Source organism: Phyllobacterium phragmitis (assembly GCF_002980495.1).
GTDB lineage: Bacteria > Pseudomonadota > Alphaproteobacteria > Rhizobiales > Rhizobiaceae > Paramesorhizobium > Paramesorhizobium phragmitis.
Window position 1 is genome coordinate 232,702 of record NZ_PVBR01000005.1, and the last position, 15,427, is coordinate 248,128.

A 15,427-nucleotide genomic window follows, 5' to 3' on the forward strand; every position below is an offset into this window, starting at 1 on the left:
CGGGGGGAGAAGGAGGAGGTGGCAACGTCCATGGCCCCCTCTCCCCGTTCTTGACGGGGAGAGGGTAAGGGTGAGGGGCATGGTGCAAGCGATTCCATCAAAACGGGAGCCGCTATAGGGGGCGTTTCAAGCTGGTCTCACAGGCACGCGCTATTTTGTTCTCCCCGCAAAACTGGCGTCGCGGTCAAACAAATTTCTTGACTGGATGCGACATTTCTCCTAATTCCCGAAGCGGGCCACCTTTCCCCACCGAAAGGCGTGCTATCTGAGAGGATAGGATAAAATGACTGATATCACCAAGCCGGACACCCGTCCGGCCACTCCCAATTTTTCTTCTGGTCCCTGTGCAAAACGTCCCGGCTGGTCGCTTGAAGCGCTGGCCGATGCGCCTCTTGGCCGTTCGCATCGCGCGAAAATCGGCAAGACCAAGCTGAAGGACGCCATCGACCTTACCCGCGAAATCCTGCAGGTTCCCGCCGATTACCGCATCGGCATTGTGCCGGCATCGGACACCGGCGCCGTTGAAATGGCGCTGTGGTCGCTGCTGGGCGAACGCGGCGTTGATATGGTCGCTTGGGAAAGCTTCGGCGCTGGCTGGGTGACCGACGTGGTCAAGCAGTTGAAGCTCGATGCGCGCATTTTTGAGGCGCCTTATGGCGAGATCGTCGATTTCGCCAAGGTCGATTTCGACCGCGACGTGGTGTTCACCTGGAATGGCACGACCTCCGGCGTTCGCGTCCCCAATGGCGATTTCATCCCCGCCGACCGCAAGGGCCTGACCATCTGCGACGCCACCTCGGCGGCGTTTGCGCAACGTCTTGATTTCTCCAAGCTCGATGTCGTCACCTTCTCCTGGCAGAAGGTGCTGGGCGGTGAGGGCGCGCATGGTGTGCTGATCCTGTCGCCCCGCGCCGTCAAGCGGCTTGAGAGCTACAAGCCGGCATGGCCGCTGCCGAAAATCTTCCGCATGACCAAGGGCGGCAAGCTGATCGAGGGTATCTTCGCCGGCGAGACGATCAACACGCCGTCGATGCTGTGCGTCGAGGATTATCTCGATGCGCTGAATTGGGCGAAGTCCATCGGCGGGCTCGATGCGCTGATCGGTCGTGCGGACAGGAACTTTGCGGTTCTCGACGCCTGGGTTGAGAAGACGCCTTGGGTCGCCAATCTGGCGGTCGATCCGGCTACGCGCTCCAACACGTCCGTGTGCCTGACCATCGTCGACCCAGACGTGACGGCGCTCGATGCGGATGCTCAAGCCGCCTTCGCCAAGGGCATCGTTTCGGCGCTCGACAAGGAGGGCGTCGCCTATGATATCGGCGCCTACCGCGATGCGCCTTCGGGCCTGCGTATCTGGGCCGGCGCGACCATCGAGACATCCGATCTCGAAGCGCTCACCGGCTGGCTCGACTGGGCCTTTGCCAATCAGAAGGCCGCGCTGAAAAAGGCGGCCTGACGCTTTTCATTTGGAAACTGCGCCAAGCGCCCTCGTGGTTCGAGGCTCATTCCGCTGCGCTCCATTCGCACCTCACCATGAGGGCTACTGGAGCGCCACCGTCCTTCATCCTCACCATGAGGCTGTTGGAGCGTGCTGTCCTTCACCCTCATCCTGAGGTGCGTAGTGGAGCGAAGCGGAACGAAGCCTCGAAGGGCGAGGGTGAAGCGCACCACATTCAAGGATATCACAATGCCTCGCGTTCTCGTATCAGACAAACTTTCCCCCACCGCCGTTCAAATTTTCAAAGACCGCGGCGTCGAAGTCGATTATCTGCCCGATCTCGGCAAGGACAAGGATAGGCTTCTCGAAGTCATCGACCAGTATGACGGTCTGGCGATCCGGTCGGCCACCAAGGTCACGGAAAAGCTGATCGCCGCCGCCACGAAGCTCAAGGTGATCGGCCGGGCCGGCATCGGCGTCGACAATGTCGATATCCCGGCGGCGTCGCGCCGCGGCATCATCGTCATGAACACGCCGTTCGGCAACTCGATCACCACCGCCGAACATGCCATCGCGCTGATGTTCGCCGTTGCCCGCCAGATGCCGGAGGCCGATGTCTCCACCCGCGCGGGCAAATGGGAAAAGAACCGCTTCATGGGCGTCGAGATCACCGGCAAAACGCTGGGCGTGATCGGCTGCGGCAATATCGGCTCGATTGTGGCGACGCGCGGCGTTGGCCTCAAGATGCATGTCGTCGCCTTCGATCCGTTCCTGTCCGAAGCCCGCGCGCAGGAGATCGGCGTGGAAAAGGTGGAGCTCGACGAACTCTTTGCACGCGCCGATTTCATCACGCTGCATACGCCGCTCACCGACAAGACCCGCAACATCATCAATGCCGACGCCATTGCCAGGATGAAGCAGGGCGTGCGCATCATCAATTGTGCGCGTGGCGGGCTGATCGTCGAGAAGGATCTGATTGAGGGGCTGAAGTCCGGCAAGGTCGCGGGCGCGGGCATCGACGTGTTCGAGGTGGAGCCGGCGACGGAGAACGAGCTGTTCCACCTGCCAAACGTCGTCTGCACGCCGCATCTGGGCGCATCGACCTCGGAGGCGCAAGAGAACGTTGCGTTGCAGGTCGCGGAACAGATGTCGGATTATTTGATCAAGGGCGCCGTCTCCAACGCCATCAACATGCCGTCGATCACGGCAGAGGAAGCGCCTCGGTTGAAACCTTTCGTCAAGCTGGCGGAAGTGCTGGGCGCGTTCGTGGGCCAGGTGACCGATGAGCCTATCCAGGAAGTGGAAGTGCTGTTCGACGGCATTACCGCTGCGATGAACACGCGGGCGCTGATCAGCGCCGCACTTGCCGGACTGATCCGTCCGCAGATGTCGGACGTCAACATGGTTTCCGCGCCGATCATGGTCAAGGAGCGCGGCATCATCGTTTCCGAGGTCAAGCGCGACAAGTCCGGCGTGTTCGACGGCTATATCAAGCTGACGGTGAAAACCACGCAGCGCACCCGGTCTATCGCCGGAACCTGCTTCTCCGATGGCAAGCCGCGCTTCATCCAGATCAAGGGCATCAATCTGGATGCCGAGGTCGGCCAGCACATGCTCTACACCACCAATAACGACACGCCGGGGATGATCGGTATGCTCGGCATGGTCTGCGGCAAGCATGGCGTCAATATCGCCAACTTCTCGCTGGGCCGTAATCATCCGGGCGGCGATGCGATTGCGCTGCTCTATCTGGATGAGCGGGTCCCCGAAAATGTTCTGGAGGAGTTGCGCTCGCATACGGCGATCAATTCCGCTCGGCCACTGCAATTCGATGTGGCCGAGGCTTAAAGAAGAATGGCTGGCGGTCGGCACTGGCGGCTGATGCGCGGGGAGGATATTCCCCGCGTCAGCGCTATTGCCGCCGCCATTCATACGGATTTCTTCGAGGATGACGCCGTTTATATCGAACGGCTCAGCCTCTATCCCGCCGGCTGTTTCGTGCTTGAAGGCGCGGGAGGGGTCACCGGATATGGGGTGAGCCACCCCTGGATGAGGGGGCATGTCCCCAAGCTGAACACGCTTTTGGGGACCATTCCCCCCGATGCAGGCACCTGTTATCTGCATGATATCGCCCTCATGCCGGAAGCCCGCTCCGGCGGTCTCGCCGGTCGCATCGTGACGATGATGGCCGAACAGGCGATGCGCGACGGCTTCGGATCGATGTCGCTCGTGGCGGTCAATGGTTCGTCGGGGTTCTGGCGGAAGCAGGGGTTTTCCATTGTGGACGTGCCGGAGTTGGCGCCCAAGCTGCTGAGCTATTCCGATGATGCGCGGTATATGGTGCGGACGCTTTCCACCGTGTGACATTAGAGTCTGTCATGGTTTGATTGAAACATTGGCAGGACAACGCTCCATGTTCTGCCGTCATCCTCGGGCTTGTCCCGAGGATCTGCCATAAGAAAAAAGAGAAGAAAATACGGCCCTCGCCGATCAGCCACGGCAGATTCTCGGGACATCCTCGGGTTTAACCCGAGGACTTCGAATGACGGCGAGGGGGAGGCTATTTCAAGCTAGCCCTGACAGACTCTAAAAGAAAAGGTCGCGCTTTGGGGGTTGAGCCTATATAGAGGCTCACGTTTGTCATTTCATGGCGGGCGGAGTTCCGCCCGGAGCGGAGAATCTCTTCATGGCCAATGTGGTTGTCGTCGGGTCGCAGTGGGGCGACGAGGGCAAGGGTAAGATCGTCGACTGGCTGTCGGAACGCGCCGATGTGATCGTGCGCTATCAGGGCGGCCATAATGCCGGGCATACGCTGGTGATCGACGGTGTCAGCTACAAACTTTCGCTGCTGCCGTCCGGCCTGGTGCGCGGCAAGCTCAGCGTCATCGGCAATGGCGTGGTGGTCGACCCGCATCATTTCGTCGCCGAAGTGGTCAAGCTGCGGGCGCAGGGGGTGGAGATTTCGCCCGATGTGCTGCGGGTTGCCGAGAACGCGCCGTTGATCCTGTCGCTGCACCGTGACCTCGACGCGATACGCGAAGGTTCCAATTCCGGCCTGAAAATCGGCACCACCAAGCGCGGCATCGGTCCTGCCTATGAGGACAAGGTCGGCCGCCGCGCCATCCGCGTCATCGATCTTGCCGAGCCGGAAACGTTGCAGCCGAAGGTGGAGCGCCTGCTCGCCCACCACAACGCGCTGCGTCGCGGCATGGGGCTGGACGAAATCGCGGTCGAAGCCATCATGCAGGAGCTGACCTCGGTGGCGGGCGAGATCCTGCCTTATATCGATCAGGTCGGGCGCGTGCTCGACGAGCGCCGCAAGGCGGGCGATCGCATCCTGTTCGAGGGTGCTCAGGGCGCGCTGCTCGACAATGATCATGGCACCTATCCCTTCGTGACCTCGTCCAACACGGTTGCCGGGCAGGCCGCCGCAGGTTCTGGGCTTGGACCGACGTCGATCGGCTATGTGCTGGGCATCACGAAGGCCTATACGACGCGCGTCGGCGAAGGGCCGTTCCCGACCGAACTCGATGACGAGATCGGCAATTTTCTCGGCACGCGCGGCCATGAATTCGGGGTGGTGACGGGCCGCAAGCGTCGTTGCGGCTGGTTCGACGCGGTCATCGTGCGCCAGACGGTTCGCACATCGGGCATCACCGGCATTGCGCTGACCAAGCTCGATGTTCTCGACGGGCTTGAAGAGATCAAGATCTGCGTCGCCTATGAGCTGGACGGCAAGCGGATCGACTATCTGCCCGCTTCGATGGGCGCGCAGACCCGTGTCAAGCCGATCTACGAGACGCTGCCCGGCTGGACCGAGACGACGGCGGGGGCGCGGTCCTGGAACGAGCTTCCGGCTCAGGCGGTCAAATATGTCCGCTACATCGAGGAACTGATTGGGGCTCCGGTGGCGATGCTTTCGACGAGCCCGGAACGCGAGGACACGATCCTGGTGACGGATCCCTTCCAGGATTGATCTTTACAGCCGCCGAACGCGTGGGTGCTTATGGAAGGGAAATCATCCCGGAAATTTTGCTTTTGCTTGATTATTGTGATTATTGAGCACTTTAATAGCGACACTTATTAGCAGATCACGAGCACTACGGCATGGCAGATTTCGCAGCGGTACTGAAAAAGACCATAGACGGACAGGCGCATCCAACGCCCGAATTGCGGCAGCGCGTCTATGCCAAGGCACGTGCGACGATCGAGCAGAAGCTCGTTTCCGCCAATGCGCCGGCCGCTGTCGCCAACCGTCAGCGCAAGGCGCTGGAAGAGGCCATTGGCGAAGTCGAAGCTCAATATGAGACGCCCGAGATAGATGAGGCGCCCGAGGTCATTCCGCAGGAACCTGTCGCGGAAGAGCCTGCTGTCGAAGAAAATCCCGTAGAAGAAACCGCCGCTGCGGAAGAAACGAGCGTGCCGGAAGCCGAGCCCGTCGGTGAGGCGGAACAGTCCTCCGATCCGCTTGAGGAGTTCCTGAGGGGTGCTCAGCCTGCCCCGATACCTTCCTCCCATACGATGCCGGATTTCACCGCGGAAGGCCCAGCGGCATCGCGACTACCGGTTTCGCACGAGGATGACCCGGTGCTTTCGATCGATCGCGGCGAGCGTGACGAATGGCGCCAGGATCGTGCGGAGGAAGACGCTTTCGCACGCGCTGCACCATATGAAGTCAATGAGGAACGGCGCGGGCCGGTCCGGGGGCTGATCCTCGGTCTGATCGCGCTGCTTGTGCTCGGCGGTATCGGATATGCCGCCTGGAGCAACACGGAACAGTTGCAGACCTATATGACTGGTATCATGGACCGGTTCAACGGAAGTGGTGACGTCGCCAACGAACCGGCGCCGGCGGCCTCGGAGGGGCAGCCCGCAGAGGAGCAGCAGCCAGCGCCGGCAGACACAACACCTGCGCCGCCCCCGGAAAACGACGCCAGCCAGCAGCCAGCGGCACAGCCGAAGCTGACACAGCGCTTGATGCCGGATGGTTCGGAAGTCGATCCGGGCCCGGCGGGCGACAAGCCCGGAGTGGGCGAGGGGACGTCGGTTACCGCATCCAGCGATGAGGCGCAGCCGCAAAAGCCCGCTGCGGTTCCAGTGGGGCAGCAGGCTTTCTTCTATGAGGAACGCAGTGGCCAGGACGCGGGCTCGGCGAAGAAGGGTTCCGTCGTCTGGTCCGTCGTGCAGGAATCGCCCGGTGAGGGTGAACCGGAAGAGCCGGCGATCCGGGCCGATGTCACGGTGCCGGAAGGCAATCTCAACCTGCGCATGCTCATTCGCCGCAATACCGACAAGTCGCTGCCGGCGAGCCATCTGATTGAAATGATCTTCACCGTGCCGGATGATTTTGCCGGTGGTGCGATCGACAATGTGCAGCGTGTGACGTTCAAGGACACCGAACAGTCCGCCGGAAGCCCGCTGATCGCCATTCCAGCGAAGATCGCCGACAATTTCTTCATCGTGGCGCTGAACGATGCACGCACCGCCGTGGATACCAACATGACGCTCATGCGCCGCCAGCAATGGATCGACATCCCGATCACCTACCGGACGGGTCGCCGCGCGCTCATCACCGTTGAAAAGGGCGTGCCCGGCGACAAGGTTTTCGACGAGGTGCTGAAGGATTGGAGCAACACGGGCAACGGCGACGGCAATACCGGAGGCTGACGACCGCGCCTGCGACGGTTGCTTGAAACTTGCAGAAAATGAAAGGGCTCCGCTTATTATTGCGGGGCCTTTTCATTTTTCTACGGATGGCGGCGTGTCCGTCAACCGGACCTGAACCTTTCACTGGGTCCAGGTGAAAGCTTCTGCTGATCGAACTTGACAGTCGTACCCATATTCCAACCGTAGCAGCGGGCGGCATCGTCGAGGTATGGATTCCTGTGCCCGGGCCTGTGCTTGTCACAGGAATCCATGTCTCGCCAGTTCCATAGTTCTGGCGGTGCAGAACGATGCAAGGCCAAGCGATTGCATCAAATTAGCCGCCGCTCCAGCAAAAAAGGCTCCGTCTATCTGACGGAGCCCTCTTCATTTATCAACCGTGTCAGGCTGTTATCTTATCATTGAGCAGCACCGGTATGGACCAGTGCCTTTTGCTGGCTGATCGCCGCCGCCTTCACCGAATCCTGCACCTTTTCAAAGGCGCGGACCTCGATCTGGCGCACACGCTCGCGGCTGATGCCGAACTCGGTCGACAGATCCTCGAGCGTCACCGGATCATCCGAGAGGCGGCGCGCCTCGAAGATGCGGCGTTCGCGATCATTGAGCGAAGCCATGGCGCCGGTCAGCATCGAACGGCGGTTTTCCAACTCGTCCTGTTCGATCAGGATCTGCTCCTGACTTGAACTCTTGTCGACGAGCCAATCCTGCCATTCGCCGGATTCGCCCTCAGTCGCGCGGATCGGCGCGTTGAGCGAAGCATCGCCGGAGAGGCGGCGGTTCATCGAGATCACCTCTTCCTCGCTGACATTCAGCCGGGTGGCGATTTCGCTGACCTGTTCAGGGTTGAGATCGCCCTCATCGAGCGCCTGGATCTTGCTCTTCACCTTGCGCAGGTTGAAGAACAGACGCTTCTGATTGGCGGTCGTCCCCATTTTGACAAGGCTCCACGAACGCAGGATGTATTCCTGAATGGAAGCCTTGATCCACCACATGGCATAGGTGGCCAGGCGGAAGCCGCGCTCCGGTTCGAAACGCTTGACCGCCTGCATCAGGCCGACATTGCCCTCGGAGATGACTTCACCGATCGGCAACCCATAGCCGCGATAGCCCATGGCGATCTTCGCCACGAGACGAAGATGGCTGGTTACGAGCCTGTGCGCGGCCTGCGGGTCGGCATGTTCGAGATAACGCTTGGCCAGCATGTATTCTTCCTGCGGCTCAAGCATGGGAAAACGGCGGATTTCCTCGAGATAGCGGGTAAGACCGCCATCACCGGAAACAAGACTTGGAAGACTCTGGGCCATATAGCACCCTCCTCTTTAGATATCGGATCTCCAACGCGGCAGACCCGTTGCGCCCGATTGCCCTTCGCACCTCGGGCGTAAGATGACCTATATAATCATCATTTAGGCGAAAACACGATCCTTTAAGGCGCGAAACAATCTGTCACATCAAAGTGAACGATAATTCGGTGCGAAAAGTTTCACTTTTACCGAAACAAATAAAATCAAATCCGAACGGCTTTTCTGGTCCTCAGGTCTTTCACTTTTAGACAAAAGCGGTTCGTTGCATCGGCATCGCGCCCAAATCCGGCGATGCCAGTAAATGAGAACCGCATTTAACCAGCGTGGGTTCGAAACGCTGCGACCAGATCGGCCATGTCCTGCGGAAGCGGCGCTTCGAAGCGCATGACGGCATTATCCGCAGGATGGGCGAAACTCAGCAGCCTTGCGTGCAAGGCCTGCCGGGGAAAGTCGGTCACTGCCTGCTTCAAGGGTTCGGCCAGCTTGTTGGCCTTGGTCTTGAACGCGCTGCCATATTCCATATCACCAACCAGGGGATGTCCGATATGAGCCATATGGACGCGGATCTGGTGGGTCCTGCCGGTTTCCAGGCGGCATTCGATCAGCGAGGCGAGGGCGGTCGCGTCTTCTTTCGCGCCGAAACGCTCGATCACGGAATAATGCGTCACCGCATGACGGGCATCGTCGCGGCTGTCGCTGACCACCGCTTGCTTGGTGCGATCGCGGTGCGAGCGGCCAAGCGTGGCATCGACCGTTCCGGTGGCGCGATCCGTGGTGCCCCAGACCAGCGCCAGATAGGCGCGCTCGAGATCGCCCGTGCGGCCATGATCGGCGAATTGCTCGCTCAGGTGCCGATGGGCGCGGTCGTTCTTGGCCACCACCATGACGCCGCTCGTCTCCTTGTCGAGGCGGTGGACGATGCCCGGCCGCTTGACGCCGCCAATGCCCGAAAGCGTATCGCTGCAATGATGGATCAACGCGTTGACGAGCGTGCCGGTCCAGTTGCCATTGCCAGGATGGACGACCAGCCCCGCCGGCTTGTTGATGACGATGACATCATCATCCTCGAACAGGATGTCGAGCGGGATGTCCTCGCCCTCGGGTTCGGCCGGCTCGGGCTCCGGCATTTCCAGCAGGATCGACGCGCCTTCACGCAGCTTGTGCTTGGGTTCGTGGACGGGCTTACCGTCCACCGTAACCTGCCCGCCTGCGATCAGCGACTGGATGCGGTTGCGCGACAGATCCGGGGCAAGCTGCGCCGCCAGCCACTGGTCGAGGCGCTTTCCCGCGGCATCCGCGTCGGCAATTAGCTCTTTCAATCGTCTCTTCCCTTCGTTATCACGCCACCCAGTATGAACCGGAGACATTTGATGCAGGACCGATATCATCAGGGATATCCTGATCGCCAGGCCTATCCCGGCGCCGATCCGGAGGAACCGCCGCTGGATCCCGCCATGGAGCGGGTGCGCCGCAAGATGATGAGGCTTCTGGCGGTTTCGATCGGTGTCATGCTTATCGGTCTTATGGCGGTGCTGGCGGCGGTTGTCTACAAGGTCACCCGCCCCGACGAGACGCAAACCTCGCTGCCCCACCCGGAAATCCCGGGGCAGGATGCGTCCGGTCAGGATATTCCGCCTGCTGTCATCGAATCGGAGGTTCCGCTGGCAGCCGGCACCCGTCTCTTGTCGCAGAGCCTTTCCGGCGATCATGTTTCGCTCGAGACGCTTTTGCCGGACGGGGGCACCGAGATCGTCATATATGATTTCCGCAAGTCCCGCATCGTCGCCCGCATGCGTCTCGGCAGCCTCGATTGATGCGGTTTTCCTGCGCCAGACAAGGTTTTTGGCCATGGCGCATTATTTTCCCGAATAATCATTGCGCTTTCATCAGCGCTTGATTATATCGGCGCTGCCGCGCGCCCATCGTCTAGCGGTCCAGGACGCCGCCCTCTCACGGCGGAAACAGGGGTTCGATTCCCCTTGGGCGTGCCAGTATTTGCCTGGTTTCGAAATAGCTGGCGCCGGTCGAACGGAAGCCATAGTTCTCGTTCATCTCGTGACAGCCATAATAGTGTCAGGAGGTTGAAATGGATCGAGAACTCGTCACGGTAACGGTCTATTACAGTCTCATCGAAGCCAAGATCTGTGTCTCGATGCTGCAGGCACATGGAATTTATGCCTTCGCGCCGACAGAAGTTGCCAACAATGCTCCCCACATGATGATCGCGTTTGGCGGTATCCCGGTCATGGTGATCGATAGCGACTATGAAGCCGCGAAAGATCTGCTGGCCGATATCCGGGAAAAGGCCGACTTGCCGGAGCATCCCGAACCAAAGCCGGCATGGAAAGCGGCTTTAGACATTGCGGCGGGCGTGGCAAGCACGCTCTTCTTCGGAGTGCCACCGGCGCCAACTCCGCCAAAAGCATCCCGCAAGAAAGTCACGACGGCTTCCGGCTGACCGCCATCGCTATTTGGCCGGGCATTAACGTCGCCATTCATCCGCAAAATTTTGCAAATGCTTGTCAACTGGCGCATAATCGGCTCTATGACAACGATGAATCACAAGCCCGATTATGAGAAGGAATTGCGCGACGCCGGCGTTCGGATCACCCGGCCGCGGCGTGTTATCCTCGACATATTGACCGCGACGGAAGACCACCCGGACGCGATGGAGATTTTCCGCCGCGCCGTTTCCGTCGACAGCAGCATCTCACTGTCGACTGTCTATCGCACGATGAAGCTTCTGGAGGAGCGCGGCACCATCCACCGCCATGCCTTCAATGGCGGGCCGTCGCGTTTCGAGCAGGCGAGCGGCGCGCATCACGATCACCTGATCGATATCGAAACCGGCGACGTCATCGAATTCCGCTCCGACCGTATCGAGAAGCTGCAGGAAGAAATCGCCCGCTCGCTCGGCTATGATATCGTGCACCACAGGCTCGAACTTTACGGGCGCAAGCGCCAGGCAAAATAAGGATCGCGGAATTTCTGGGCCGTAGCGGTATTGGACACGTTACGGAATGGATCATCGGGTCAAGCCCGATGATGACGGCTGTTTTGATGCGGTCGTCAATCGCCAATGTTGGCGAAGCGCGAAGACGCTCCTCTCTCCGTCATCATCGGGCTTGACCCGATGATCCATTCCGGAGCTTCCCGCTTCAATCCGCGCTGCTAACTGTTGCAATCAGCCCTTGATGAGCCATTCATGCTCCGGCGCGTTGTGGAATTTCCATGTTCGCTTCGGTCCGGCCATGACGTTGAGATAATAGAGATCATAGCCGTGAATGGCGGCGCAGGGGTGATAGCCCTCCGGCACCATCGTTGCATCGCCATCCTCGACCGCCATCACCTCGTCGAGCCTGCGCCTGCCGGTTTCATCCGCATCGGTATAGACGCGCTGGAAGGCGAAGCCCTGGGGTGGATTGAGGCGGTGGTAATAGGTTTCTTCGAGTTCGGATTCGCGCGGCAGATCGTCCTTGTCATGTTTGTGCGGGGGATAGCTCGATGTATGGCCGCCGGGGGTGATGACCTCGACCACGAGGAGCGAATCGGCAGCGGGATCGGTTTCCGGCAGGATGTTGACGACATGGCGCACATTGGTGTCTTTGCCGCGGGTTTCCTGCCCGAGCGTTTGCGGGGCGATGATCCGGACGGCATGGCTGTGCGGCCTGCCCGGCGCCGTGCAGACGGCGAGTTCCAGGTCGGTGGCGGCTTCCACCGTCCATGACGCGCCGGCGGGAATATAGACCGACCAGGGCTTGCCTTCGAAGGGTGACATGCGTTCGCCCAGCACACCGAGATCTTTTCCGTCGGCGACGATTTTACCCTTGCCGGTGACGAAGACGAGGCAGGTCTCGCGATCGCTCTCGCTGCCGCTGGCGGAGCGTCCGGGCGCGAGGCGGTGCAGCGCGAAGCCGACATAGGTCCAGCCCGCCGATTGCGGCGTGATGTCGATAATGCGGCCGGTGCCGGCGGACGGCTTGACGTGCAGTTTCGACATCGGGTTACTCTCCTTTTTCGTCAGGGTCTTTGCTGCTCGGCTCGTAGTTCAGCAGATAGGACCAGGCGCCATAGGCGGCCATCCCCGCGGTAAGCGTGCCCCAAAAGGCTTCGCCGTTCGTCCATTCGTAGAGGCTCCAGGCGGCGCAGAAGCCGACGAGCACGATGCGCCGCCACAGCGGGTCGAGAAAGGTATGGGAATTGTTCTGGCTCAAGTTTGCCTCTTTCATTGGGATAGCCCGGCTTCCTCGATGAAGCCGGCAAGATTCTTGCGGCCCAGTCTAGCATAGGTCGCCGGATCGGCCTTTTCGGAATCCTGCTCGGCTTCGACCACGACCCAGCCGGAATAACCAGGCAGTTCTTTCAGCACGCGCACATAATCGATGAAGCCGTCGCCGGGAACCGTATAGACGCCAGCCAGAACCGAGTCGAGGAACGACCAGTCGCCCCTCTGCGACTGCCACATGACCTTCTCGCGGATGTCCTTGCAATGGACATGGCTGATGCGGTCGCGATAGTGGCGGGCGATGCGCGCCGGGTTGCCGCCGCCCCAGGTGGCGTGGCCGGTGTCGAGCAGCAGGTGGAACGCCTCGCCGGTCACTTCCATGAGGCGGTCGATCTCGGCCTCGCTCTGCACCACCGTTCCCATGTGATGGTGGTAGACGAGTTGCAGGCCTTCCTCGCGCAAGAGCTCGGCGAATTGCGTGTAGCGCGCGCCGAATTCCTTCCACGCTTGCTTTTCCAGAACCGGGCGGGCGGAGAGCGGCAGGCTCTTGTCGGAGTGGATGGCGTTGGAGGTTTCCGCCGCGATGAAGACCTTGCAGCCCATCGCCTTCAGGAGATCGATATGGGCGCGCGCGTTCTTCATCTCGTCGGCGACATCGCGCAGCAGAAGCTCGGTCGAATACCAGCCGCCGACGAGAGCGAGGCCATGGGCGTCGAGGATCGGTTTCAGCTTCTCGGCCTCACGCGGGAATTTGTTTCCGAGCTCCATGCCCTCGAAGCTGGCGGCCCTGGCTTCCGTCAGGCACTGCTCAAGGGGAATATTGCCGCCGATTTCCAGCATGTCGTCATTCGACCAGCCGATCGGATTGGCGCCGATGCGGATCATATGTTTTCTCCGTCTTTGGGAATGGATTATGAAATTCGTTTTCAATTACCGATGCGCTGGAGCCAGCGGGCCTCCTCATATTCTTTGCGCGCCGCTTCGACTTGCTTGCGGCTGCTCACCTCGGGGACGGCGACATCCCACCAGTTGCCGCCGGCGTCGGTGGTGATGAGCGGATCGGTGTCGATGACGATGACGGTGGTGCGCGTCGCGGTCTTGGAGCGTTCGAGCGCGGTTTCAAGTTCGGCAATAGACGAGGCCTTGACCGCCTCGGCGCCGAGACTTTCCGCATGTGCTCGGAAATCGATATCGGGCAATGTCTCGTGATGGGTGTCACGCAGCAGATTGTTGAAGTTCGCACCACCTGTCGCCATCTGCAGCCGGTTGATGCAGCCATAGCCGCGATTGTCGAGCACGACGATGGTAAGCTTTGCGCCGAGCATGACCGAGGAGGCGATCTCGGAATTGAGCATGAGGTAGGAGCCGTCGCCGACCATGACGACCACCTCCTTATCGGGCTTGGCGAGCTTGACGCCGAGGCCGCCGGCGATCTCATAGCCCATGCAGGAGAAGCCATATTCGAGGTGATAGGAGCCGGGTGCGCCCTGACGCCAAAGCTTGTGCAATTCGCCCGGCAGGCTGCCGGCAGCGCAGACGACCGTTGCGTCAGCGGTCAATTGCCGCTGCACCGCGCCGATTACCTGGGCATCGGAGGGAAGCGCCGCATTCGTGGGCGCAGTCGCCTTGTCGGCCGCCTCGTTCCATGCGGCGAGCGCCGTCTTGGCCTTGTCCTGCCATGAGGCGGGGGCGGCGTAGGATCCAAGTTTCTGCGCGAGTTCGCCAAGTCCCGTGAGGGCATCGCCAACGAGCGGCAAGGCCCGGTGCTTGCCGGCGTCGAAGGGCTGGACGTTCAGGCCGATGATGGTCTTGGCATCGTTGCGGAAAAGGCTCCATGAGCCCGTGGTGAAATCCTGCAGGCGTGAGCCGACGGCAAGGATGACATCGGCTTCCGCAGCCAGTTCATTGGCGGCGGAGGTGCCGGTGACGCCGATGGAGCCGAGATTGAGCGGATGGTCGGCGGGAAGCGAGGATTTGCCAGCCTGGGTTTCGGCGACCGGTATGGCGTGCTTTTCGGCGAATTGCCTGAGGGTTTCCGACGCCTCGGAATAAAGCACGCCGCCGCCCGCGATGATCAGGGGCTTCTTCGCCTCAGCGAGCGCGGCGGCGGCAATTTCAAGTTCGTCCAGCGCCGGGCGCAGGCGTCGCGGCGTCCAGATGCGCTCGGCGAAGAAATCCTCGGGGTAATCGAAGGCCTCCGCCTGAACATCCTGGCAAAGCGCCAGGGTAACGGGGCCGCAATCGGCGGGATCGGTCAGCACCTGCATGGTGCGGGCGAGTGCGGGGATAAGCTGTTCGGGGCGGGTGATACGGTCGAAATAGCGCGAGACGGGACGGAAGCAATCATTGGCGGAGGCGGTGCCGTCGGCGAAATTCTCGACCTGCTGGAGAACCGGATCGGGGATGCGGCTGGCGAAGACATCGCCTGGAAGCAGCAGGAGCGGCAGGCGGTTGACATGGGCGACGCCCGCCGCCGTCACCATGTTGAGCGCGCCGGGGCCGATGGACGAGGTGCAGGCCATGAAGCGGCGGCGGAATGACGCCTTGGCGAACGCCGTGGCGGCAAAGGTCATGCCCTGCTCATTATGGGCGCGATAGGTGGGCAGTTCGTCGCGCACCGCATAGAGCGCCTCGCCCATGCCCGCGACATTGCCATGGCCGAAAATCGCCCAGACGCCGGCGAAGATCGGTACGGTCTTGCCATCGATGACGGTCATCTGGCGCGTCAGGAAGCGGGCGAGCGCCTGCGCCATGGTCAGTCTTATCGTCTTCGTCATCTCATTTCCTCCCTGCGCG

14 protein-coding genes and 1 tRNA gene are annotated in these 15,427 nt (G+C 60.9%); 9 read left to right on the forward strand and 6 right to left on the reverse strand.

The genetic code is table 11. The annotated features are described in order from the left end of the window. Positions 1-283: 283 nt before the first annotated feature. The 5 genes from C5748_RS09010 to C5748_RS09030 all read left to right on the forward strand — a co-directional run bounded on the left by C5748_RS09010 (position 284) and on the right by C5748_RS09030 (position 7,105). On the forward strand, positions 284-1,456 hold the full coding sequence (locus tag C5748_RS09010) for a phosphoserine transaminase (protein ID WP_105741596.1): 1,173 nt from the start codon (positions 284-286) through the stop codon (positions 1,454-1,456). 231 nt (positions 1,457-1,687) lie between these two features. After that, positions 1,688-3,286 carry a phosphoglycerate dehydrogenase gene (serA, locus tag C5748_RS09015; RefSeq protein WP_105741701.1) on the forward strand — a complete coding sequence of 533 codons (1,599 nt, stop codon included), beginning with the start codon at positions 1,688-1,690 and terminating at the stop codon, positions 3,284-3,286. A 6-nt stretch (positions 3,287-3,292) separates the two neighbouring features. Next, positions 3,293-3,802: a GNAT family N-acetyltransferase gene (locus tag C5748_RS09020; protein ID WP_105741597.1), complete on the forward strand. Its 510-nt coding sequence runs from the start codon at positions 3,293-3,295 to the stop codon at positions 3,800-3,802. 322 nt (positions 3,803-4,124) lie between these two features. Then, entirely contained in the window at positions 4,125-5,414 is a 1,290-nt protein-coding gene (locus C5748_RS09025; protein ID WP_105741598.1) for an adenylosuccinate synthase, read from the forward strand. Positions 5,415-5,545: 131 nt separating this feature from the next. After that, positions 5,546-7,105: a prolipoprotein diacylglyceryl transferase gene (locus tag C5748_RS09030; RefSeq protein ID WP_105741599.1), complete on the forward strand. Its 1,560-nt coding sequence runs from the start codon at positions 5,546-5,548 to the stop codon at positions 7,103-7,105. A 395-nt stretch (positions 7,106-7,500) separates the two neighbouring features. On the opposite strand, the gene rpoH is transcribed toward C5748_RS09030, so the two are convergent. Both rpoH and C5748_RS09040 read right to left on the reverse strand, forming a co-directional pair. Beyond that, a complete protein-coding gene (gene rpoH, locus C5748_RS09035; RefSeq protein WP_105741600.1) occupies positions 7,501-8,406 on the reverse strand; it encodes an RNA polymerase sigma factor RpoH in 906 nt (301 codons plus the stop codon). Positions 8,407-8,720: 314 nt separating this feature from the next. Further along, positions 8,721-9,773, reverse strand: coding sequence for an RluA family pseudouridine synthase (locus C5748_RS09040; RefSeq protein ID WP_245428932.1), 1,053 nt, complete (start codon positions 9,771-9,773; stop codon positions 8,721-8,723). A gap of 3 nt (positions 9,774-9,776) precedes the next feature. On the opposite strand from C5748_RS09040, the gene C5748_RS09045 reads away from it, so the two are divergent. The 4 genes from C5748_RS09045 (at position 9,777) to C5748_RS09060 (ending at position 11,380) form a co-directional block, all read left to right on the forward strand. After that, on the forward strand, positions 9,777-10,220 hold the full coding sequence (locus C5748_RS09045) for a hypothetical protein (RefSeq protein WP_105741602.1): 444 nt from the start codon (positions 9,777-9,779) through the stop codon (positions 10,218-10,220). A 101-nt stretch (positions 10,221-10,321) separates the two neighbouring features. Then, a tRNA-Glu gene (locus C5748_RS09050) sits at positions 10,322-10,397 on the forward strand. A 95-nt stretch (positions 10,398-10,492) separates the two neighbouring features. Continuing rightward, complete coding sequence (locus C5748_RS09055; protein ID WP_105741603.1) at positions 10,493-10,864, forward strand: putative signal transducing protein; 372 nt, start codon at positions 10,493-10,495, stop codon at positions 10,862-10,864. Between the two features lie 87 nt (positions 10,865-10,951). Further along, entirely contained in the window at positions 10,952-11,380 is a 429-nt protein-coding gene (locus C5748_RS09060; RefSeq protein WP_245428907.1) for a Fur family transcriptional regulator, read from the forward strand. A 210-nt stretch (positions 11,381-11,590) separates the two neighbouring features. Here the strand turns inward: C5748_RS09060 and iolB are convergent, their stop codons facing one another. The 4 genes from iolB to iolD are packed head-to-tail and all read right to left on the reverse strand — an operon-like array spanning position 11,591 to position 15,408. After that, positions 11,591-12,406 carry a 5-deoxy-glucuronate isomerase gene (gene iolB, locus C5748_RS09065; RefSeq protein WP_105741604.1) on the reverse strand — a complete coding sequence of 272 codons (816 nt, stop codon included), beginning with the start codon at positions 12,404-12,406 and terminating at the stop codon, positions 11,591-11,593. A gap of 4 nt (positions 12,407-12,410) precedes the next feature. Continuing rightward, entirely contained in the window at positions 12,411-12,620 is a 210-nt protein-coding gene (locus C5748_RS09070) for a DUF3329 domain-containing protein (protein WP_245428909.1), read from the reverse strand. An 11-nt stretch (positions 12,621-12,631) separates the two neighbouring features. Continuing rightward, positions 12,632-13,516 carry a myo-inosose-2 dehydratase gene (iolE, locus tag C5748_RS09075; protein WP_105741606.1) on the reverse strand — a complete coding sequence of 295 codons (885 nt, stop codon included), beginning with the start codon at positions 13,514-13,516 and terminating at the stop codon, positions 12,632-12,634. A 41-nt stretch (positions 13,517-13,557) separates the two neighbouring features. Further along, the gene (iolD, locus tag C5748_RS09080) at positions 13,558-15,408 is read right to left on the reverse strand and encodes a 3D-(3,5/4)-trihydroxycyclohexane-1,2-dione acylhydrolase (decyclizing) (protein WP_105741607.1); all 1,851 of its coding nucleotides are present in this window, start codon (positions 15,406-15,408) and stop codon (positions 13,558-13,560) included. Positions 15,409-15,427: the final 19 nt, after the last annotated feature.